General features: G+C 68.9%; 21 protein-coding genes and 1 tRNA gene. 15 read left to right on the forward strand and 7 right to left on the reverse strand.

Annotated elements, in window-relative coordinates; all coding sequences use genetic code 11:
• Nucleotides 1-8 precede the first annotated feature (8 nt).
• Complete coding sequence (locus tag HZS55_RS19200; RefSeq protein WP_179909157.1) at nt 9-1349, reverse strand: PKD domain-containing protein; 1341 nt, start codon at nt 1347-1349, stop codon at nt 9-11.
• A 156-nt stretch (nt 1350-1505) separates the two neighbouring features.
• Between HZS55_RS19200 and HZS55_RS19205 the strand changes: the two genes are divergently transcribed.
• The gene (locus HZS55_RS19205) at nt 1506-2549 is read left to right on the forward strand and encodes an Mrp/NBP35 family ATP-binding protein (protein ID WP_179909158.1); all 1044 of its coding nucleotides are present in this window, start codon (nt 1506-1508) and stop codon (nt 2547-2549) included.
• A 43-nt stretch (nt 2550-2592) separates the two neighbouring features.
• Here HZS55_RS19205 and HZS55_RS19210 read toward each other — a convergent pair whose 3' ends face one another.
• On the reverse strand, nt 2593-5025 hold the full coding sequence (locus HZS55_RS19210; RefSeq protein ID WP_179909159.1) for a DUF2298 domain-containing protein: 2433 nt from the start codon (nt 5023-5025) through the stop codon (nt 2593-2595).
• 130 nt (nt 5026-5155) lie between these two features.
• On the opposite strand from HZS55_RS19210, the gene HZS55_RS19215 reads away from it, so the two are divergent.
• From HZS55_RS19215 to HZS55_RS19235, 5 genes are all read left to right on the forward strand, one after another.
• Nucleotides 5156-5923, forward strand: coding sequence for a glycosyltransferase (locus HZS55_RS19215; protein WP_179909160.1), 768 nt, complete (start codon nt 5156-5158; stop codon nt 5921-5923).
• Complete coding sequence (locus HZS55_RS19220; RefSeq protein ID WP_179909161.1) at nt 5916-6443, forward strand: GtrA family protein; 528 nt, start codon at nt 5916-5918, stop codon at nt 6441-6443. The genes HZS55_RS19215 and HZS55_RS19220 overlap by 8 nt, the downstream gene beginning before the upstream one ends.
• 69 nt (nt 6444-6512) lie before the next feature.
• A tRNA-Met gene (locus HZS55_RS19225) sits at nt 6513-6587 on the forward strand.
• A 315-nt stretch (nt 6588-6902) separates the two neighbouring features.
• Nucleotides 6903-7727, forward strand: a complete 825-nt coding sequence (locus HZS55_RS19230; protein WP_218927242.1) for a M48 family metallopeptidase — start codon at nt 6903-6905, stop codon at nt 7725-7727.
• Nucleotide 7728: 1 nt separating this feature from the next.
• Nucleotides 7729-7968: a hypothetical protein gene (locus tag HZS55_RS19235; RefSeq protein ID WP_179909162.1), complete on the forward strand. Its 240-nt coding sequence runs from the start codon at nt 7729-7731 to the stop codon at nt 7966-7968.
• Between the two features lie 37 nt (nt 7969-8005).
• Here the strand turns inward: HZS55_RS19235 and hpt are convergent, their stop codons facing one another.
• The 5 genes from hpt to HZS55_RS19260 all read right to left on the reverse strand — a co-directional run bounded on the left by hpt (nt 8006) and on the right by HZS55_RS19260 (nt 12566).
• Nucleotides 8006-8575 carry a hypoxanthine/guanine phosphoribosyltransferase gene (gene hpt, locus HZS55_RS19240; protein WP_179909163.1) on the reverse strand — a complete coding sequence of 190 codons (570 nt, stop codon included), beginning with the start codon at nt 8573-8575 and terminating at the stop codon, nt 8006-8008.
• Nucleotides 8576-8614: 39 nt separating this feature from the next.
• Nucleotides 8615-10576, reverse strand: a complete 1962-nt coding sequence (locus HZS55_RS19245; RefSeq protein ID WP_179909164.1) for a hypothetical protein — start codon at nt 10574-10576, stop codon at nt 8615-8617.
• Complete coding sequence (locus HZS55_RS19250; protein WP_179909165.1) at nt 10573-11061, reverse strand: hypothetical protein; 489 nt, start codon at nt 11059-11061, stop codon at nt 10573-10575. Before HZS55_RS19250 ends, HZS55_RS19245 begins: the two co-directional genes overlap by 4 nt.
• A 228-nt stretch (nt 11062-11289) precedes the next feature.
• Nucleotides 11290-11874 (reverse strand): DUF7344 domain-containing protein, encoded by a 585-nt coding sequence (locus HZS55_RS19255; RefSeq protein WP_179909166.1) that lies wholly within the window; start codon nt 11872-11874, stop codon nt 11290-11292.
• 215 nt (nt 11875-12089) lie between these two features.
• The gene (locus HZS55_RS19260) at nt 12090-12566 is read right to left on the reverse strand and encodes a type IV pilin (RefSeq protein ID WP_179909167.1); all 477 of its coding nucleotides are present in this window, start codon (nt 12564-12566) and stop codon (nt 12090-12092) included.
• Between the two features lie 411 nt (nt 12567-12977).
• On the opposite strand from HZS55_RS19260, the gene HZS55_RS19265 reads away from it, so the two are divergent.
• Genes HZS55_RS19265 through HZS55_RS19305 form a run of 9 tightly spaced genes read left to right on the forward strand, consistent with a single transcriptional unit; the run spans nt 12978 to nt 20993 of the window.
• Complete coding sequence (locus tag HZS55_RS19265; RefSeq protein ID WP_179909168.1) at nt 12978-14018, forward strand: monovalent cation/H+ antiporter subunit E; 1041 nt, start codon at nt 12978-12980, stop codon at nt 14016-14018.
• A complete protein-coding gene (locus tag HZS55_RS19270; protein ID WP_179909169.1) occupies nt 14015-14290 on the forward strand; it encodes a cation:proton antiporter in 276 nt (91 codons plus the stop codon). Before HZS55_RS19265 ends, HZS55_RS19270 begins: the two co-directional genes overlap by 4 nt.
• Nucleotides 14290-14601 carry a monovalent cation/H(+) antiporter subunit G gene (gene mnhG / locus HZS55_RS19275; protein ID WP_179909170.1) on the forward strand — a complete coding sequence of 104 codons (312 nt, stop codon included), beginning with the start codon at nt 14290-14292 and terminating at the stop codon, nt 14599-14601. Before HZS55_RS19270 ends, mnhG begins: the two co-directional genes overlap by 1 nt.
• Nucleotides 14598-15134, forward strand: coding sequence for a DUF4040 domain-containing protein (locus HZS55_RS19280; protein WP_179909171.1), 537 nt, complete (start codon nt 14598-14600; stop codon nt 15132-15134). The genes mnhG and HZS55_RS19280 overlap by 4 nt, the downstream gene beginning before the upstream one ends.
• Complete coding sequence (locus HZS55_RS19285; protein WP_179909172.1) at nt 15131-15625, forward strand: MnhB domain-containing protein; 495 nt, start codon at nt 15131-15133, stop codon at nt 15623-15625. The genes HZS55_RS19280 and HZS55_RS19285 overlap by 4 nt, the downstream gene beginning before the upstream one ends.
• Nucleotides 15622-15978, forward strand: a complete 357-nt coding sequence (locus HZS55_RS19290) for a cation:proton antiporter subunit C (protein ID WP_179909173.1) — start codon at nt 15622-15624, stop codon at nt 15976-15978. Before HZS55_RS19285 ends, HZS55_RS19290 begins: the two co-directional genes overlap by 4 nt.
• Nucleotides 15971-17515: a monovalent cation/H+ antiporter subunit D family protein gene (locus HZS55_RS19295; RefSeq protein WP_179909174.1), complete on the forward strand. Its 1545-nt coding sequence runs from the start codon at nt 15971-15973 to the stop codon at nt 17513-17515. Before HZS55_RS19290 ends, HZS55_RS19295 begins: the two co-directional genes overlap by 8 nt.
• Nucleotides 17512-19233: a cation:proton antiporter gene (locus tag HZS55_RS19300; RefSeq protein WP_179909175.1), complete on the forward strand. Its 1722-nt coding sequence runs from the start codon at nt 17512-17514 to the stop codon at nt 19231-19233. Before HZS55_RS19295 ends, HZS55_RS19300 begins: the two co-directional genes overlap by 4 nt.
• Nucleotides 19233-20993 carry a Na(+)/H(+) antiporter subunit D gene (locus HZS55_RS19305; protein ID WP_179909176.1) on the forward strand — a complete coding sequence of 587 codons (1761 nt, stop codon included), beginning with the start codon at nt 19233-19235 and terminating at the stop codon, nt 20991-20993. Before HZS55_RS19300 ends, HZS55_RS19305 begins: the two co-directional genes overlap by 1 nt.
• Nucleotides 20994-21034 lie beyond the last annotated feature (41 nt).

Consider the following 21034-nt stretch of genomic DNA (forward strand, 5'->3'; position numbering starts at 1 on the left):
TGTCAGAATTAGAACCCACCGCTGCTCCTACCAGGGGGTACGCGGCCAGTCCTTGTGTTTACGTTATTACTACTATCGGAATCTGTCTCTGATGAATTAGATCCGTTCATTTTGTTTATCCGTTCTGAGATTCTATCTGGGATATCTCTGGAAGCACCAGAATTCTCCGTCGGCGGGTCGGTAGACTGGTCGTTCTCACCCGTATCTCCTGATGTATCTGAAGAGTCTTCATCGCCTGTACTTGATGGATCGTCTGAGCTGCCCTGATTGAACGAGTTTTCATCAGTTCTGCCGTCCGTGACATCTGTAGTTTCCGAATTAACGTCCGCTTCCGGATTCACATTCACCGAATCTACCTCCAGCGCCTCTTTGTACGTTTCCTGGTCGTCAAATTCCACAACGCCGTCGGTCGAATCGTACGACACGCCTTCGTGGTTCTGAGCGAACTCCTCGTCGAGGGTCGCGCCCGCCCATCGAGCCGACCCGTCGTTGTCGGCGTCGGAGATCACGATTCCGTCGCTATCGAGCGTCATCCTGTCGTTGTTGCAGTACGTGTCGCCCGACCCGAATCGGGAGCATCTGTCCCTGTCGTCGTCGGTGCCGCCAGTCGAGTAGTCGCTCCCGGAGCCGCCGTCACCGATGCCGTTGTCGGGCGGCGACGGGTCGGTGACCGTCACGTTCCTCGTCGCGGTCCGCTCGCGGCCGAGTCGATCGACTGCGGTGGCGCTGAGCGTGATCGTCCCACCAGATCTGAACGCGTGGCGGTGTTCGACGGACGCGCTGTCCCCCGTGAGCACCGTTCGATTCACCCGTCGACCGTCCGCGCGCCAGACCACCCCCGCGAGGTCGTTCGCGCCGGCCGAAACCGACGCCGAGTACTCACCGATGCTGCCCTCTACGACGCTGTCCGGGCCCGATAGCGTCACCGACGGGCCGTTCGACGGTTCGACGTGGACGCGCAGCGTGTCGGTGCTGGTCGCACCGTCTCCGTCGGTGACCGTGACCGTCGCGTTGTAGGTGCCGGTCTCGCGCGGAACGAACTTCGTTCGCCCGCACGTCTCGCACGACGGCGTCGTATAGCTCCCGTCCGGCAGTTCGAGGCGCCACCGATACTGGCCGATCTCGCCATCGGGATCGCGCGACCCCGTCGCGTCCAGGTACACCGTCGTGTTGGCGCCGACGGTCTGGTCCAGCCCCGCCTCGGCCAGCGGCGACTCGTTTCCACCGGCGGCCGGACCGCTCGCGCCCGCCGCGACCGTTGCACTAACCACCGTAACTCCGGCGAACACCGCGCTGACTATCACGGCGCTCGCTACAGCCGTCGTCGTTCCCTGTCCCCAGCGTATCATACCGTTGCTCGGACATTCATTCCCTCTATCATAAAAGTGTTCGTAGTACTGGTAGACGGCGAGTTACTTTCGTCCAGCCGACCCTCCGGCGGGAGGACGCAGTCGGATACCGGTCGCTCCACAACTCTTTTCGCCGGGACCACCGGAGACGGTCGTATGGACGAAGACGACGTGCTCGACCTGCTCGGCACGGTCGAGGACCCGGACCTGGACGACGATATCGTCTCGCTCGGACTGGTCAACTCGGTGGAGATGGACGAGGAGGAAGTCCGTGTCTCACTGGCGCTGGGCGCGCCGTACTCCCCGATCGAGACCGACATCGCGGGGGCAGTCCGGGAGGCGCTGTCGGGCCTGGACCTGCGGGTCGAACTCGACGCCGAGGTCGACAGCGGGCTCGTCGCCGAGGGGTCGGTCCTGCCGGGCGTCGAGAACGTCATCGCCGTCGCCTCGGGGAAGGGCGGCGTCGGCAAGAGCACGATCGCCGTGAACCTCGCGGCGGGGCTGGCCCAGCTGGGCGCTCGCGTCGGACTGTTCGACGCCGACGTCTACGGGCCGAACGTGCCGCGGATGCTCGACGCCGACCAGCAGCCCCAGGCGACGCCCGACGAGACGCTCGTGCCGCCGGAACGGTACGGGATGAAGCTGATGAGCATGGACTTCCTCGTCGGGGAGGACGACCCCGTCATCTGGCGGGGACCGATGGTCCACAAGGTGCTCACCCAGCTCTGGGAGGACGTGGAGTGGGGTAGTCTCGACTACATGGTCGTCGACCTGCCGCCGGGGACCGGCGACACCCAGCTCACGCTCCTCCAGAGCGTCCCCGTCACCGGCGCGGTCATCGTTACGACGCCCCAGGAGGTCGCGATCGACGACGCGCGGAAGGGCCTCGAGATGTTCGGCGAGCACGAGACGCCCGTCCTGGGCATCGTCGAGAACATGAGTTCGTTCAGGTGTCCGGACTGCGGCGGCGAACACGCTATCTTCGGCGAGGGTGGCGGGGAAGCGTTCGCCGAAGAGACGCGGATGCCGTTCCTCGGCGAGATCCCGCTGGACCCGGCCGTCCGCGAGGGCGGCGACGCCGGGGAGCCGATGGTGCTAGACGAGGACAGCGAGACCGGCGAGGCGCTCCGATCGTTCGTACGGAACGCGGCGGACAACCAGGGGATCGTCCACCGGCGGCGCCACGCCGACTCGCACTGATCGGCGAGAGGGACGGGGCCGGCGTCGACGCGCCGTGGCCGTATCAACCGCTCTTTCCGGTGTACTGGAGCGCCTGTCGGTCGACCCGGTAGACGATCGCGCCGTCCCATCGTTTCTCGACCGTGACGCCGGCCATCGATTCGAAGACGGCCAGGTCGTCGCTCGCGTAGGCGTCGCGCTCGTTCGACCCGACGTAGACGTACTCGACATCGTAGACGTCGAGGTAGTAGGCCCGCTGTTCGGGTGACCCGGTGTAGATGGTGTTCACGTCGTCCACGCGGGCGCGATAGGACTCGCCGCCGCGATAGCCGACCTCGTGGGCCCACCCGGCCAGCGTCGGGACGCCCGTGAGACTCGAGACGGGGTTGGTCCACCGGTACATGTCCTGTCCCGGCGCCGAGGCGATGTTGGGCTGGCCCTCGAGGTCCTCGAACCAGCGGATGGCGGCGTACTCCTCGGGGTGGGTCTCGTTGATGTAGGTGAAGCCGTCGAGCGTGGGGTCGTCGGGGTGGTTGTACCGGCTGAAGTAGCCGTCGCCACCGAAGTGGCCGCCGAGGGCGAGCGCGCCGTACAGCGCGGTGGAGACGACCAGGACCACGGCGAGCGCGCGGAAGACCGACGCCCAGCGCTCGCCCGACAGCGCCAGTTCGGGCGAGTGGTTCTCGACGAGGTGGGCGAGGATGGCGCCGGCCGCGACCGCCCAGAGGATCCACACGTCCGCGTAGGTCTTGAACACGGTGTTCATCCGGCCCGGCCCTGCCTGTTCCTTGACGTAGACGAACTCGACGAGGACGACGATCCCCGCCCCCGCGACGATCAGGAGCGTCTCGAAACCGACCACGTCGCGGAGCCGTTCGGGGACTCCGGGGTCGGGATCGGTATCGGACCCCGAGGTCGTTCCGGCGGTCGCCGTCCCGCCGTCGGTGGCGACCCGGCGGGCGGTGTCGGCGGCCCGCGCGGTCGCGCGGTGGACCGCGTCGGCCTGCGTCCGGAGGAGGACCCAGGCGACGAGGATCATCGGACCGAATATCGCGAACGCGGCCGTCGAGCCGCCGATCCAGGCGACCAGCACGGCGACGGCGAGCATCACGACCGCTTCGCCGACGTGCTCGCGGCCGATCTCCGCGAGGGAGTGCCGGGCCAGGTGGATCGCGAACAGGAACGCGAACGCGCCGTGGGCGAACAGCAGCCCGCCGAGCGAACTCCGGTCGGGGAGGAAGGCGATCGACCGGCCGCTGGCGGTGCCGAGCCAGAACGGCAGCGACCAGAGGAGACCGAGCGCGACGACGGCGACGGCGCCGCCGAGCGCGACGCCGTGACGGGCGAGTTCGCGCCGCCAGCTCTCCCGCCGTGGTATCCGGTCGGAGAGCGGCGCCGGGAGCAGCGTCACCGGGTCGGCGGGCGCGAGCGCGAGTGCCAGGAACGCCAGCCCGCCAGCGGTCGGGAACGACCACGTGTTGACGACGGCGAGCATCCCGGCGAGCGGCGGCACGACGACGAACACGAGCAGTCGGCGGCGGGTCAGGTCGGTCTCGGGCGTCCGGTAGTAGCTGAAGAGCAGCGCCGCGGTGAAGAGGACGAACGGCGCGGACATCATGTGGGCGTGCAGGTCGCCGTTGAGCCAGGCGAACAGCGGGAACTCGTTGATCGTCCCCTCGATGACGCGGCTGGCGTCCCAGTAGCGGAACTCCGCCAGCCCGCCCGTACCGACCCGTCCCAGGCTCGTGCCGAACAGCCCGGCGAAGAAGGAGGCGATCCCGTCGGGGAGCAGCCAGGCGACGACGTACACCGGCGTCGAGATGTTGCTCGCGAAGCCGACGAAGAACGCGGCGAACGCGCCCGCTCGAACGCGGGAGACATCGCGGCTCGCCGCGATCGACCCCGCCAGCCCGTAGGCGGCCGTGACGAGCATCCCGTAGAAACCGGCGAGCGCGAGGTTGTAGGCGAACCGGGGCTCGGTCCCCGTGATCTTCGTCAGCAGCGCGACGATCAGGTGTCCGCCGTAGTAGTACTGGACCGGGCGGCCGGCGAACCACATGTCCTCGGGCGGGAGGCGGTCGGCGCGCAGCAGCGACTGCAGCATGCCGAAGTCGAGGAACTTCTCGCCGAGGAAGGGATGGACGCCGGCGTCGACGGCGCGGATCGCTATCATGAACAGGAAGGCGACGGTGAACACGGCGGCGGCCTCCGCGTAGCGCCGCCGGTCGAACAGCGGCTCCCCGTCCGTCTCGTTGGCGCGGTAGAGGGCGGCACCGGCGACGGTCGCGAGCGCGCCGAGGCCGACGAGCAGGCCGGCGGTCAGCGAGACGTGGCCGAGGAGATAGGCGACGACCCAGAGGACGGCCAGCGCCGTCGGGAGCGCGACGCCCGCCCCGCGGTCGGCGAGGCGGGGGAACAGGGCGGCCGCCAGCGGCATCCCCACGGCCAGCAGGGCGAGGTAGGCCACGAGCCACCAGATGACCAGACCGTACTCCATTACCAGTGTGGCCGTCTCCGGAGCCTATACCTCTTGTGGACCGATCGGAGTCGCGCGAGGAGTCGGCGACGTGGCCGGAACGTTCGCCGTTCCGAACGGTTTTTACTCGCCGCGGTGGTCACGGCAGACAATGAGCGCGTCCGTCGGTCTCGTGGTCCCCGCCTTCCGTCCCGACGTGGACCGACTCTCCGCCTACGTTCGCTCGCTCGACGAGGAGTTCGCCCCCGACGCGATCCGGATCGAACTGGACGACGCCGACGACCGGGTGGCCGCCGCCCTCTCGGACCTCCCGGCGACCGTCCACCGCTCGCCGTACCGCCGGGGCAAGGGCGCCGCCGTCACCGCCGGGTTCGAGGCGCTCGACACCGACGTGCTCGGGTTCGTCGACGCCGACGGCTCCACCGCGCCCGGCGAGTTCGCCGACGTGCTCGCCGCGGTCACCGACGGCGCCGCCGACGTGGCCGTCGGCTCCCGTCGCCATCCCGACTCGACGATCACCAGCCACCAGACGTTCGCCCGCCGGTTCCTCGGCGACGGCTTCGCCTGGCTCGCCCGCCGGATGTTAGACGCCGACCTCTACGACTACCAGTGCGGCGCGAAGGCGATCACCGCCGAGTCGTGGGAGGCCGTCCGCCAGCACCTCTACGAACCGGGGTTCGCCTGGGACGTGGAACTGGTCGCGATGGCCGGCGCGCTGGAGATGGACGTGGCCGAGGTCCCGATCACCTGGGAGGACAAGCCGGGCTCGACCGTCTCGCCGGTCCGGACGTCGGTGCGACTCGCCCGCGCGTTGCTCTCCTCGCGCCACCGCGCGAAACAGATCCGGGACAGCCGCGTCCACAACGCCATCGCGGCGACCCGCGAGGAGCCGACCGCACTGGTGGACAAGCATGACTGACGGCGAGCGGTCGGCCAGGGGGCGCCTGTCGTCGCTCGTTTCCGGGATCCGATTCGGCAAGTTCGTCTCCGTCGGGGTCGTCGGTGCGGCCTGCGACACGGCCGTGCTGGTCTTCCTCTCGGAGGTCGTCGGGGCGCACCCGACCGTCGCCTGGGCGGCCGGCGTCGAGACCGCGATTCTGGTGATGTTCCTGGTCAACGAGAACTGGACGTTCGCCGACCACGGCGGCGGCGACCGGGAGTCGTTACTCTCGCGTCTCAAACGTTCGCACGCCGTCCGCGCCGTCGGCGTGACGACGCAGTTCGTCATCTGGTGGAGTATCTACAACCCGCTGTTCGTCGATCTGTCCTTCGGCGACGTGGCGGTGCTGTCGAGCGCGGCCGGCGTCGTCGGGCTCGCGTCGGTGCTCTCGGGACTCGACCTCTGGCTGCTCGTCGCGAAGGGCTGTGGCATCGCCGTCGGGATGGTCGTCAACTACGTCTTCGAGAGCCTGTTCACCTGGCAGGTCCACGAGGCGTGACCGCGAGGGTAATTCACGGACGGCGAACGAATCACAACCCTTAATGGGTGGTCGCCGGTACAAACTGGTAGCGGGATGGGATAGCCAGGAGATTCCGGCGGGCTCATAACCCGCAGATCGGTAGTTCAAATCTACCTCCCGCTATTTCTCGTGACCTCACACACCCAGCGAGGCGTTTCATCGCCGAGCGCGTCATGAGGTCACGAAATCGTCAGTAGATTTGAAGTAGGCAAGTCGCGCGCAGCGGGTGCAACGAGCGAGCACGTCTTGACGTAGTTCAAATCTCCCTCCCGCTACGATTTTGCCGCGAACCACACGACGAGCACCGTCTCGCGTGTGCTCGCCACCGCGATCCGGAGACACCCATCAATGACCGAACACGTCTCTGAGCGAGGGCTTCACGGCCGACCGACGACAAGCGGAGGGTTCTTGAGGCGTCGGGACGGGAACACGTCACGTATGCGTCACCCGAGTCTCACCGCGCGGATGGCGGTCGTGGGGTCGATCCTGTTCGCGTTCTACGCCGTCGCCGCGGTCGTGGCGATGGGCGCGTTCAGCGTCCCGCTGTGGCTGGTACTGGTCGGCAGCGTCCTGTTCGTGGGCGTCCAGTACAAGGTCGGCAAGTGGGCGGCGATCCGGAGCGTCGGGGCCGAAGACATGCCCGAGGAGCAGTACCGGGAGATCCACCGCCAGGTCAAGACGCTCTCCGAGGAGATGGGCATCGACAAGCCCCGACTCATGATCGCCCGGATGGGCGTGCCCAACGCCTTCGCGGTCGGGCGGAAGGGCGCCGGGACGGTCGTCGTCTCGCGTGAGCTGCTCGCGACGCTCGACGCCGACGAGGTCGAGGGCGTCCTCGCTCACGAACTGGCCCACATCGCGAACCGCGACGTGGTGATGATGGTGCTCGGGCAGGGGATCGCCTCGATCGTCGCCATCGTCGCCCAGTGGGTCGTCCTACTGACCGGCGACAACGAGATCGCCGACCTCTTTCTGGCCATCGTCGTCGGTCAGATCGTCCAGATGCTCGTGATGCTGTTCGTGATGGCGATCTCGCGGTACCGCGAGTACGTCGCCGACAGCGACGCCGCGGGCGCCATCGGGTCGGGGGAACCGCTCGCACGCGCGCTGGAGAAGATCAGCAGCGGCAACGAGCGGGCGAGCGACTCGGCGATCGACGAGCAGGTCAACGCGCTGTGTATCTTCGGCGAGGAACGCGGGCTCGCGCGGCTGTTCGCGACGCACCCGCCGATGGAGAAACGCATCGAGAAGCTGCGGAGCTGAGATGGACTACCGAACGCTGCTGGCCGCGGTCCTCGGCGTCGGCCTCGGCGCGGTACTGATCGCGGCGCCGGAAGCGGTCGTCCGCACGCACACGGTCGGGCACGTCCCGGGCGACCGCGGTGGCGACTACGGGAGCGACGGCGGGCCGGACGACCGGATCCGACGGCTCGTGCAGGTCGTCGGCGCGGCGCTGATACTCGCGGGGCTGTACTTCGGTGCGGTCGCGGTCGGAGCGGTGTAGAACGGAGCTGGAGCCGTGGAAGGGTGCGAGAACCGGCTCAGTCGTCACCCTGGTCGTCCGTGATGACGACCTCGCCGTCCTCGACGACGACGTTGATGAGCGTCTTGGCGTCGTAGCCGGCGTCGGCGAGCTTGTTCGGGCCGTCGTCTTTCTTGATGACGCAGACGATGTCGACGATGTCGGCGCCGATCTCCTCGAGCGCGCCGGTGATGCCCGAGAGGGTGCCCCCCGTCGAAAGCACGTCGTCGAGCACGAGCACGCGGTCGCCCTCGTAGACGTCGTTGACGTACATCTCCGACTCGGAGTAGCCGGTCACCTGCGAGAGGGCGACCTCGCCGTCGAGGCCGTACTGGCGCTTGCGGACGACGACGATGGGGATGTCGGTCATCAGGGAGACGGCGGTGGAGATGTGGATGCCCATCGCGGCGGGCGTGACGATCTTGTCGACGTTCTCCAGTTCGGCCTTTCGGATGATCTTGATGACGATCTCCCGGAGCAGCTCCGGGTGGAGCATCGGCACGCCGTCGCTGATCGGGTGGACGAAGTAGTGGTACCCCTCCTTTTCGACGATCGGGGCGTCGAGCAGCGACTGCTTGAGGCGGTTCATGCCCGTGGAATGACCACGGGGGGCAAAAAGCCTGACTAGCTACGCCGACGCCAGCAGGTCGGCGAGCCAGTCGGCGGCGGGCAGGACGTACGGGCCGTACCGGAAGTACACGAACGCCGAGAGGACCGCGAGGTTCGTCCCGAGCGCGGCGGCGAGCCCGCCGGCGACCGCCGTCACCGAGTCGAACCGCTCGTCGAGGGCGCTCCCGACCGCCGATACGCCGAACGCGGCGCCGACGGCCAGACCGACGACGGCGTGCAGCTGGAACGCGCCGCCGCGGCCGAACGACCCGGCCGTGACGACGACGAAGACGAGCTGCGCGCCCAGCAGCACGCCGCCGAGGTAGCTCCACAGGGCCGCACGACCGTGTTCGGCGACGACGCGCCGGGCCCACCCCTGACGCGCCAGCGCGTAGACGGCCAGGACGTAGACCGGCAGGAGGTACCGGACGGTCACCTGGGCGAACAGCGGCAGGCGCGGGACGTAGACGAGCGTGAACAGCACGGCGACGAGGGCGACGAACGCGTCCGTCGCGGTGGCCGGCGACGCGCGGACCGCGCGGACCGACCGACGGACGCGCGCGCCGAACGCGGGACCGGCCCCGCGTCCGCGGACCGCGGCGGCCGCTCGACGGCCCCCGGTCGCGACGAGCGCGGCGACGCCCGCGAGGACCGGCGCCGATTCGAGGACCGAGAGGTTGATCGCCTGGTCGTTGTCGCGCTGGCCGATGTACCCGTCGTAGCCGGCGCGGACGAAGGTTCGGTACAGCGACTCGGGGTCGGAGACCGCGGACTTCGCGCCGGCGACGAACGGACCGAAGAGGAGCCCGAGCCGCTCGGCCGCCGTCGCGACGGCGATCCGAACGGGCGCCGGCAGGAGCGGCGCCGAGCCGCCACCGCTCGCGGCGCCACCGCTCGCGCCGCTACCACCGAACGCCCCGCGGTCGGTCGGGACGGCGAACTCCGAGAGCATCCGCGGCGGCCGGACCGGGTCGCCGGAGATGAGCGCGTTAGTCACGAAGAAGGGGACGAGCGACGCGGCGAAGGCGGCGCCGACGACGGCGAGGGTCCGTCGGTCGTTCGACGGCGCCGTCGGCAGGTCGACGGCGACGAGCGCGAGGAAGACGACGAACCCCTCGCCCGCGTGGACCCAGGTGCAGAGCCCGACGAGGACGTACGCCAGCGCGCGGAAGCCGGTCGGCGAGAGCAGCGCGTCTCCCCCGTCGGCGCTCCCGGTGGCCGACCGGCTGCGGTAGAACGCGTAGACGACGGTCACGAGGAGCGCCGTGACGGTGAGGTGGCGTTTGGGGATCGCCGCCCAGAAGGCGACGGGCGTTGCGAGGACCGACACCACGGCCGCGGCGACACCGACCCGCCGGTCGTGCATGCGGGCGAGCAGTCGGTAGACCGTGGTCGAGACGACGGTCGTCGCGAGAACCGTCCCGAGCTGGAGCGCCACCAGCGGCAGCAGACGCGCTGGGATCGGTTCCGCCAACGCGGCGTTGGTCCCGAACGTCGCGAGCGCGAGGACGGCGCCGGCCGTCGCACAGGGCGACTCCCGACCGGTGAGTCGTCCGACCTGGACGGCGAACGCGAGCAGGAGGAGCGACCACGCGGCCGCGAAGACGAGTCCGAGGTCGGCGACCGCCGTCGCGGCGCGCAGCGCCCACAGCAGCGGGACCGCGAGGGCCACCTGACCGTAGTTGCGACCGTAGAGTCGGCCGTCGTACACTTGGACGCCGGGCACTTCGAGCGAGCCGTACGCCGCCTCGTCGACGACGAGGCTCCCGTCGACGAGCGCGACCAGCGCGTTGGCCAGCGTGTAGTTGTCGTTGATGAACACGCCGACCCGCCAGGAGACACCGACCGCGAGGAGCGTGCCGAGACAGACCACGAGACCGAGGCGGTCGCCGACGAGCGCCCGGACGAGCGCCCTTCGCGCCGCCGCCAGGCGCTCGCGAACGTCGGCCGGGGCGAGCGTCCGGGCGCGTTCGGTGCTCATTCGCTCACCTCCACGGGGACCGTCCGGTTCGCGAGGACGGTCTTCCCGTCGCTATCGCGCAACACGAGCGACAGGGTCCCCTCGTACCCGTCGGCGACGACCGCGTCGTCGGCGAGCGTGTCCTCGCGCAGCGACAGCGAGGCCCAACCGGTGTCGCCGTCGCTCAGGAAGTGCGTCGTCGAGCGGGAGTACCCCAGCGCGGGGATGTCGATCCCGTAGGCCACGGTCGGTTTACCGTCGATAGCGGCGATGCGGATCCGCGCGTCCGGGACGGTGAGATAGTACGACTGGGACCGATACCCGCGGTCGATCGCGACCGACGACGGCAGTTCGATCTCGTCGACGGTCACGTCGCCCTCGCCGAGGCCGGACATGTCGTAGCGCGGCGTCGTCAGGTCGACGAGACCGATAGCGGGGCCGCTGATGACGGTCACGCCGACGATGACCGCGGCGGCGGCGTAGACGAGCGCCCGACCCCGATCCATTGGCGGATGACTGCGCCCGACCGAAATAAAGCCGACGGCCGCGGCTCCCGGTCGTTGAGCCCGCGAAACGGGACGAACGTGACGCGACTTCGGCGTCGGGTCCGTCCTGCTCGTCGTCCGCGAAGAGCCACACGCTGAGAGGTGCGTTCGGGATAGAAGTGACGGGGACTGTCCGACCCCTGCCGGCCGTGTCGCCGTCAGTCGAACCCGGTCGGGGGCGTGTCGCCGTTACCGGTCGAACTCGTCGGGGACGTACTCGTCGTCGCCGAGCTGCATGTCGGCGCCGCTGTAGGTGTGGTAGGCCGCGGAGACGGTGAACGTCGCGGCGATGACCGTCGCCCATTCGAGCGGCGTCAGGAGCGTGAGGGGGAAGAGCCCGGTCCACAGCGCGGCGACGACGGCGCAGCTGATCGACCCGAGCGAGAGGTAGAACTCCCGCCAGGGGAACTCCGATCCGGGGACGATCTCCAGATACACCGTCAGCTCCTCGGTGTAGGGCGTCCGCGCGACCGTGTTGTCCTCGGTGTCGTACTCGACGATGCCGGCCTCCTCCATCTTGCAGAGGTGGGTCTGCTGGAGGGTCGTGTAGACGCGTTTCTTCTGGTCGGTGGTCACGTCCTCGACCGGCGTCTGGTACTCCCAGGCGGCGACCTGCGTGGCCAGGTCGCTCAGCCCCACCGGTTCGTCGTAGCGCTTGAGATACTCGAGTACGTACCGACGACGCTGGTTCTGCAACACGTCGAATATCTCCCCTTTCGACAGCTCCTCCTCCCCGTCCGCGCCAGCCGGAAACCGTCTCGTCTCGTTGCTCATGATGTAGGACCCGTGTTCGCGAAGGGCGATCGGCCCGCCCGGTCGATGATATGTGATTCTATGGGCATGTGCTAAGAGCGTTTCGGAGCCGTCGAGTGCGACGGCGGGATCGATCCGTTGATTTCAGAATTCACGATCGAGATCTATCGATCGATATCAAAATCGAGGTCGAGAGGCCGTCCGTCAGAAAGACCGAACGGGGACAGCGCGACCGGTCAGGCCGTGGGGCCGGTCCACGTTTTCAGCGTGGTGGAACTCTCGCCGGTCGAGCTCTGCCAGACGAGACTGATCTCGCCGTCGGAGCCGACCTTGTCGATGTCGATGTTCATCCCTGCCTGAATCTCGGATGTCGCTCCGACGCCGCCGCCGTAATCGCTACTGTCCCAGGTCTGTCCGAGGTTCGCGTCGTCCGCCCCCCCGACGCTCCCGTCGCTCCCGCGGACATAGAGGTTCTGTGCCTGGATCGTATCGCCGCCATCGTGCGTGATGGTCAACGTGCCTTCCTCGCCGGAAGCGCCGTCCCACTCGAAGCTGAACGATGCCTGCGGGGAGGTGTTACTGACCTGGTCGCCGAGTCCGAGGACGAACGTCGCGATGACCGCCGCGAGGATGACCGTGATCGCGACCATCAGGATGACGCCGATCACCGGCGACACCGCGTCGTCGTCGTTGAGTAGTCGATTGAGTTTCATGGGTTATCGTCACGCCCGATGCGTGGGGGCGGTCCCCGAGGTCGCCACCGAGCCGAGCCATCCACGACGGGCCCGGCGGCGATCGGTGCGTGTCACCTGTGACTCGCCTAGCGCGGTACATAAGGGTCACTACCGTATTATCAAAATCGTAAATTCAATCTCTTCTTGCTACGTATCAAAAACTGATTTTGAACGGTCGGCCGGCTCGGTCGACCGGTCGCCGAGGCGGTGTCCGGGGCGGCGGGCCCGTCGAGAGTCGAGCGGCACGCCGGTGGCGGAGAACGAAAGAGATCGGCACGCTGTCGCCGGAGAAAGAAATCCTTTAACGAGTTCCGGATAAGAACCAACCGAACGATTGATGACACCTATCTTCGTCCGAACGGCGCCCGGCGGACCAGGGGGGTCGACGCAGTGAGCGGCTCCCGCCTGCTCGTGCCGGTTTCGGAGTCGCCGACGCTCCGGAACACCGTCGCGTACGCGGTCGGCGAGGCGCTCGACAGTGCCGAGGAGACGGGCGAGCGTGCCGCGATCCGGTTCGTCTATCCGGTCTCCGAGCGGTCGACCGCCGGCGAGGGCTCCGGCGAGAGCGAACGGGCACGGGACCTCCTGGAGAAGGTGGCGGTCTGGGCGGAGGAGGACCTCGGCGACGACCCCGACGCGGTGGCGGTCGGGACCGACCTGATCGGGACCCGCGAGTACCTGTTCAGCCCGAGCGACTACGCCGACGTGCTGACCCGGTACGCCCGCGAGCACGACCTCGACCGCGCGGTGTTCGACCCCGAGTTCAACCCCATGGGAACGACGCCGCTGCTCCCGCCGCTGGAGAGCGAGGTCCGCCGGGCCGGGCTCGACGTCGAGGAGGCGCCGGTCCAGCGCCAGCGGCGGAGCCCGCTGCTGGTCAAACGCGGCACGGTCGCGCAGTTCCTCGCGCTGTTCGGTGTCTCCTATCTCTTCTATCTCCTGCTGGCCGGGTCGCTGGCGACGTTCGAACTCGCCACCGGCGCGATCTCCGCCGGGATCGTCGCGGTCGCGCTGTGGGGCGTCTCGCTGACCGCGCCGGTCGAGCCCGTCCGGACGATCCAGCGGCTCGGGCGATTCCTGCTGTACGTGCCGTACCTGCTCTGGGAGATCGCCGTAGCGAACGTCAAGATCGCCTACGTCGTGCTCCACCCGGACCTGCCGATCGACCCGGAGATGGTCGAGTTCGACGCCGCGGTGTGGTCGCCGCTGTCGGTCACGACGCTGGCCAACAGCATCACGCTCACCCCGGGGACGCTGACCGTCGACGTGAACCGACGGCATTTCACCGTCCACACGCTGACGGGCGACTCCCGCGAAGACCTGTTCGGCGGCTCGCTGGAGCGGGCGGTCCGGTTCGTCTTCTACGGGCGAGCCGGCGCGCGTATCCCCTCGCCGAGCGAGCGCGCGACCGAGGAGGGCGAGGAGTCGTGACGTTCGTGGAGAACGTCCTGCTGGGTGCCGCCGCGGCGTTCGTCCTCACGTCGCTGGTCGCGCTCTACCGGATCGTCGACGGCCCCACGATGCCCGACCGCGTCATCGCGGTCAACGTCGTCGGTTCGAACGTCGTCATCGTCATCGCGCTGCTCGCGGCGGCGATCGGCGAGCCCGGCGCGCTCGACATCGCGCTGGTGTACGCGCTGTTGAACTTCCTGCTGAGCATCGCCATCTCGAAGTTCACCGTCGAGCGCGGGGGGGTGCTCTGATGACGCCCCGCGAGATCGCCGTGCTGGTGCTGTCCCTCGGCGGCGTGTTCTTCGCGATCGTCGCCGCGGTCGGACTGGTCCGCCTGCCGGACCTCTACACGCGCGCTCACAGCACCTCCAAGAGCGAGACGCTCGGCGCCGTGTTGACGCTCTCGGCCGTGGCGATCGCCTTCGGTACGAGCATGTCGACCGTGAAGGCCGTACTCCTGCTGGTATTCATGTTCCTGACGAACCCCACCGCCGCCCACGCCATCACGCGGGCGGCAGCCGAACAGGGCATCGAACCGTGGACGACGGAGGACGAGTCGTGACGGGCGCGCTGGAAGTCGGGCTGGTGGTGTTCGTCCTGGCCTGCGCCGTCGCGACGGCCATGCTTCGGGACGTGCTCGGGTCGATCATCGCCTTCGGCGCCTACAGCCTCGGCATCGCCGTCATCTGGGTGTTCCTGCGGGCGCCCGACGTGGGCCTCACGGAGGCCGCGGTCGGCGCCGGGATCATGACGATCCTCCTCCTGTTGACCATCGCGAAGACCGTCCGGCCGGTCGACGAGGAGGTCCTCGAATCGGTCGATCTGCGCGCGTTGGCCGTCTCGGTCGCGCTCGTCGCGGTGCTGTCGACGACGCTCGTCGCGCTCCCGGCGGTCGGCGACGCCGACTCCGCGGTGGCGGACGACAACGTGACCGACTACTACCTCGACAACGCCTACGAGGAGACCGAGGTGAAAAACGCGGTGACCGCCGTGCTCGCGGCCTACCGCGGGTTCGACACGCTCGGGGAGGCGGCGGTCGTCTACTCGGCGGGGATCGGTCTGCTGGTCGTCCTCGACAGGGAGGTGCTCGGATGAGCGACGCCGAAGAGACGCCCGTCGAGGACGAGGGCGCGGTCGAGAACGGGGAGGGGCTCTACGTCGAGAGCCCGATCATCATGACCACCGTCCGGGTGATCACGCCGTTCGTCTTCACGCTCGGGCTGTTCGTGATGTTCCACGGCGCCGACTCCTCGGGCGGCGGGTTCCAGGGCGGCGTCATCGTCGGGACCGTCGTGCTGATGCTCGGGATCGCCTTCGGCATCGAGACGACCCGCGACTGGGTCGGCCCCCGCCTGGCCGTCGCGCTCGTCGGACTGGGCGTGCTCGCGTTCCTCGTGATCGGACTCGGGTCGGTCGCCCTCGGCGGGGACTTCCTGGAGTACGAGGTGTACGGCATCTACCACGCCACCAAGTACGGCATCGAGCTCGTCGAGCTGGCGATCGGGTTGGTCGTCTCCGGGATCGTAACCGGCCTCTTTTTCGTCATCGCCGCGGGAGTGGCCGACGACGGGAGTGATCTCGCGTGATAGACCTACTCGCCGACCGCCTCTACTACGTCGTCGCGTTCCTGCTGCTCGGCGTGGGGACCTACACCCTGATCGGCAGCTCGAACGTCGTCAAGAAGGTGATCGGGATGAACGTCTTCCAGACCGGCATCTTCCTGTTTTTCATCACGTCGGCGTTCGTGACCGGCGCGAGTCCGCCCCTGCTGACCGCGCCCGCGCCGCACGTGAGTCCGCTGCCCCACGTCCTGATCCTCACCGCCATCGTCGTCGGCGTGAGCCTCACGGCCGTCGCGCTCGGGCTCGTCGTCCGCGTCTACGAGGAGTACGGCACGCTCAACGAGGAAGCCATCAGGCGGGTGAGCCACGATGAATGACCTTCCCGCCCTCGTCGTCGCGCTCCCGCTGCTTGGCTCGGTCGCGGTGTTGCTCGCCGGGCTCGTCCGTCCGCGGACCGGCTGGCCGATCACCGTCGCCACCGCCGTCACCCAGGTCGTCGCGGTCGGGGCGCTGGCGACCGGCGCGTTCGGCGACGAGCCGATCCGCTACGTCGTCGGCGGGTTCACCGCCCCCTTCGGGATCGAACTCGTCGTCGACGGCCTGTCGGCCTCGATGGCGCTGCTCGTCGCGGTCGTCTCGCTGGGCGTCCTCGCGTACGCGCGCACCGCGGGCCCGCGGTCGAACCCCTTCTACGCGACCTACCTCCTGCTGGTCGGCGGTCTGACCGGCATGAGCATCACCGGGGACGTATTCAACATGTACGTCTTCCTGGAGATCACGGGGCTGACCGCCTACGCGCTGGTCGCCAGCGGCGAGGGCGGTCGCTCGGCCCTGGCGGCGCTGAAGTACCTGCTCGTCGGCACGGTCGGCGCGTCGCTGTTCCTGCTCGGGATCGGTTACGCCTACGTCGCGACCGGGACGCTCAACATGGTCGACCTCTCCGCTCAACTGGCCGAGGTGGGCTACACGGACCCGCTCGTGCAGGCCGCCTTCGGCCTGCTCGTCGTCGGCCTGTTCGTCAAGGTCGCGGTCTTCCCGGTCCACACCTGGCAGCCGACCGCCTACGCCGGCGCGCCCGACTCCGTGAGCGCGTTCATCTCGGCGCTGGTCTCGACGGTCGCCGCCTACGCGCTGATCCGGATCGTCTTCACCGTCTTTACCGTCGACTTCCTGGCGGCGAACGGCGTCGCGCGGACGGTGCTGGTCGCGGCCGCCGTCGTCAGCATCGTCGTCGGCAGCGTCCTCGCGGTGACTCAGACGGAGATCAAGCGGATGCTCGCCTACTCGTCGGTGTCGCAGTTCGGGCTCGTCCTCGCCGCGATCGCCGTCGCCAACACCACCGCGTTGACCGGCGCGGCGATCCACCTCGTCGGCCACGCGATCATGAAGGGCGGCCTGTTCCTGACGAGCGGGCTGGTCGCGACCGAGACCGGCGCCCGCTCGATCGACGGCTACGACGGGCTGGCCGAGCGCCTGCCCGCCGGCGCGGGGGCCTTCGGCGTCCTCGCGCTCGCGATGGTGGGCGTCCCGCCCGCCGTCGGGTTCGTCGGCAAGTGGTACGTCGCGCTGGGCGCCGTCCGGGCCGAGGCCTGGCCGCTCGCGCTCGTCATCTTCGCGAGCACGCTCCTGACGCTCGCGTACTTCGCCCGGATCGTCGAGCGGATGTACTTCCGCGAGGCGCCCGAGCCCGCCGCCAGCGTCGAGTCCGCCGACGCCGAGACCGACGCGACGACGGCCGTCGTCACCGACGGTAACGGACCGACCGACGACGAGACCGCCGCCTCGGCCCCGCGCGTCTCTCTCGGGATGCGCGCGACGGTCGTCGGCGCGGCCGTCCTGGCTATCGTCCTCGGCGTCGCCGCCGTCCAGTACGGACAGCTCCTCGAACCCACCATCGAACGGCTCCTGTCATGACGGAACTCACATCGCTCAGACCGGTCGCCGCAGTGCTCGTATCGGCCGTCGCCATCGTCCCGATCCTCGCCTCCCGCGGGCGGCCGAACTTTCGGGAGTTCTGGACGGTGCTGGCGGCGCTCGCCAAGCTGGGGATCGTCGCCAGCATGGTCCCGGGCGTGCTCGCCGGCGACACCTACGTCACCGACTTCGGCACGTTCGTCCCCGGGATCCGGTTCGTCCTCCGAGCGGACTCGCTCGGGATCCTCTTCGCGTTGCTCGCGAGCCTGCTGTGGCTGGTGACCAGCTTCTACAGCATGGGCTACATGCGCGGGCTCGACGAGCACAGCCAGACCCGCTACTTCGCGGCGTTCGCCGGCAGCCTCGCGTCGGCGATCGGGATCGCCTTCGCCGGCAACCTGCTGGTGCTGTTCGTCTTCTACGAGCTGCTGACCGTCGCGACCTATCCCTTGGTCGCCCACGACGAGACCGACGAGGCCCGCGCCGCCGGCCGGAAGTACCTCACCTACACCTTCGGCGGCGGCGTCGCGGTGCTGGCCGGCACGGTGCTGGTCTACTGGCTGACCGGCACGACAGCCTTCGCCGCCGGCGGTATCGCCGACCTGGCGGCGGCCGACCCCCTCGTCGCCCGCGTCGCCTTCGCGCTGCTGATCACCGGCTTCGGCGTCAAGGCCGCGCTCATGCCGATCCACTCGTGGCTGCCCGACGCGATGGTCGCGCCGACGCCGGTCTCCGGCCTGTTGCACGCGGTCGCGGTCGTCAAGTCGGGCGTCTTCGGCATCGCCCGCGTCGTGCTGGACGTGTTCGGGCCCGACCTGATGACCGAGCTGGGGGTGGGGACGATACTGGCAGCCATCGCCGCGTTCACGCTCGTGACCTCCAGCGTCATCGCGCTCCGCCAGGACAACCTCAAGCGCCGGCTCGCCTACTCGACGGTGAGCCAGCTGTCGTACATCGTCCTCGGACTGGCGGTGTTGCACCCGTACTCGCTGGTCGGCGGACTCCTGCACATCCCCGCCCACGCGTTCATGAAGCTCACGCTGTTCTTCTGTGCGGGCGCGATCCACGTCGAGACCCACACCGACGACATCAGCAACATGGCGGGCATCGGCAAGCGTATGCCGCTGACGATGACCGCCTTCGGCGTCGCCGCGCTCGGGATGGCCGGGATCCCGCTGGTCGCCGGGTTCGTCAGCAAGTACTTCCTGCTCATCGGCACCGTCTCGGCCGGCGACGTGGTGTTCACGGGCGCGCTACTCGTCTCAGGTGTCCTCAACATCGCGTACTTCTGGCCGGTCGTCTACGCCGCCTTCTTCGAGTCGCCCGGCGAGGAGGACCCCAAACCACTCGTCGAGGCCGTCCTCGGCGGCCGCTTCGGCGAGAGTGACGTGGCCACCGACGGCGGGTCGCCGGACGATAGCCCCGAGGAAGCTCCCGACGACGGGGTCGACGACCACGGCTACGCGGACGACCACGAGGGCCAGGGATCGGTCGACGACGCCGAGGCCGCGGCCCACATCGAGCGCGACCATGGCCACGACGAGCGCCTCGCGTGGGAACACCGCCGGTGGACCGGCGAGGAGTCGACCTGGCTGATGCTCGGCCCCATCCTGTTCGCCGCGACCGGCTCCGTCGTGCTCGGGATCGTCCCCGACACCGCCGTCTTCCTGCGGATCGTGAGACTGATCGTCTCCGGCGTGACGGGGGTGAGCGTCTGATGGTCGACCCGCTCGTTCCGCCCTTCCTCCCGGTCGCGATCGCGGCGCTGTTGCTCCCGTTCCTCGGCCGCAGGGCCGGCCACGCGCTGGGCGCCCTCGCGTCGGCCGCCGTCGTCCCCTACGTCTGGCTGACCGACGCCGGGACCCATCTGGAGGTGCCGCTGTTCGGTTTCCGGACGGTGCTGTACAACGTCGACGGCTTCTCGACGCTGATGGGCCTGATCTTCGGGTTCATCGCCGCGGTGGCGGTGGTCTACTCCTACTACAGCGACGCCGACTCGATCCAGACGGCGTTCGCGCTGAGCTACGTCGCCGCCAGCCTCGGCGCCGTCTTCGGCGGCGACTGGCTCTCGCTCGTCTTCTTCTGGGAGCTGATGGCCGTCACCAGCACGCTGCTGGTCTGGTACTACGGCGGCCGGGCGGTCCGCGCGGGCTTCCGCTACGCCCTCCTGCACGGCGTCGGCGGGACGCTCCTGCTGGGCGCCGTCGTCTGGCACTACGACAAGGTCGGATCCTTCCTCTTCTCGGCCGCCGAGGCCGGGATGGCCGGCGAGGTCGCGCCCGTCCTCGCCGCGCTCGGCATCGGCGTCAACGTCGGGTTCGTCGGCCTGCACGCCTGGCTGCCCGACACCTACCCGCGCCCGCATATCGCGGCGAGCGTCTTCCTCTGCGTGTTCACCACGAAGACCGGTGTCTACGGCATGTACCGCGCGTTCCCGGACGGCCACGTCGCCATCGCCTACATGGGCGGTATCATGGCCGTCTTCGGCGCGACGTTCGCGCTGTTCCAGAACGACATGCGCCGGCTGCTGTCCTACCACATCCAGTCCCAGGTCGGCTACATGGTCGCCGGCGTCGGCATCGGCACCGCGCTCGGCCAGGCCGGCGCGATGGCCCACGTGTTCAACCACATCCTCTACAAGGGACTCCTCTTCATGACCGCCGGCGTCGTCATCTACCGGACCGGCAAGGAGAGCCTGAAGAAGCTCGGCGGCCTCGGCCGCGAGATGCCGATCACCGCCGTCTCCTTCGCCGTCGCGGCGCTGTCGATCGCCGGGTTCCCCCTCTTCAACGGCTTCGTCAGCAAGGGGATCGTCATCTCCGCGAGCCACTACGAGTTCCCGGAGGGACCGCTCGTCGTCGGCGACTTCCACACGCTGGAGCTGCTCCTCCTGATCGGTGGCGTCGGCACCTTCCTCTCCTTTATCAAATTCGGTTACTACGCGTTCCTCCACGGCGAGTACGACGGCAGCGTCGCCGACGCCAACCGCGGCCAGGCCGTCGCGATGGTCAGCGTCGCCGCGCTGTGTGTCTTCTACGGGATCGTCGACGGCGCGCTGTTCGCGATCCTCCCCTTCGACGTGACCAGCGACGCCGCCGTCGGCCACGTCTACGAGACCTACACCGTCGACCACGTCGTCGAGGGCGTCGCGCTGGCCGTTATCGGCCTCGTCGGGTTCGTCCTTATCAAGAAGCCCCTGTCGAAGGTCGGGCGGGTCCCCGACGTCGACAGCCTGTACAACCCCCTGGCGCTGTACGGCACCCGCGCGCTCGTCGTCGGCGTCACGGAGCTGTACGCCGCGGCCGACCGCGCCGTCGTCGGCCTCGCCCGGCGCTCGACGAAGGCGGTCACGCAACCGCAGGCGACCGTCGCGGACGCCACCGGTTCGGAGCCCGACTCGATGCGGGCCGGTATCGGCACCAGCGTCGTGCTCGTCGCGCTCGTCGCCGTCGCCGTGCTGTTCGTCCTGCTGATCTGACCGGGCGGGCTCCACCCCGGTCGCGGGCCAGTGCCGATCGC

The organism is Halosimplex rubrum (genome assembly GCF_013415885.1).
GTDB lineage: Archaea > Halobacteriota > Halobacteria > Halobacteriales > Haloarculaceae > Halosimplex > Halosimplex rubrum.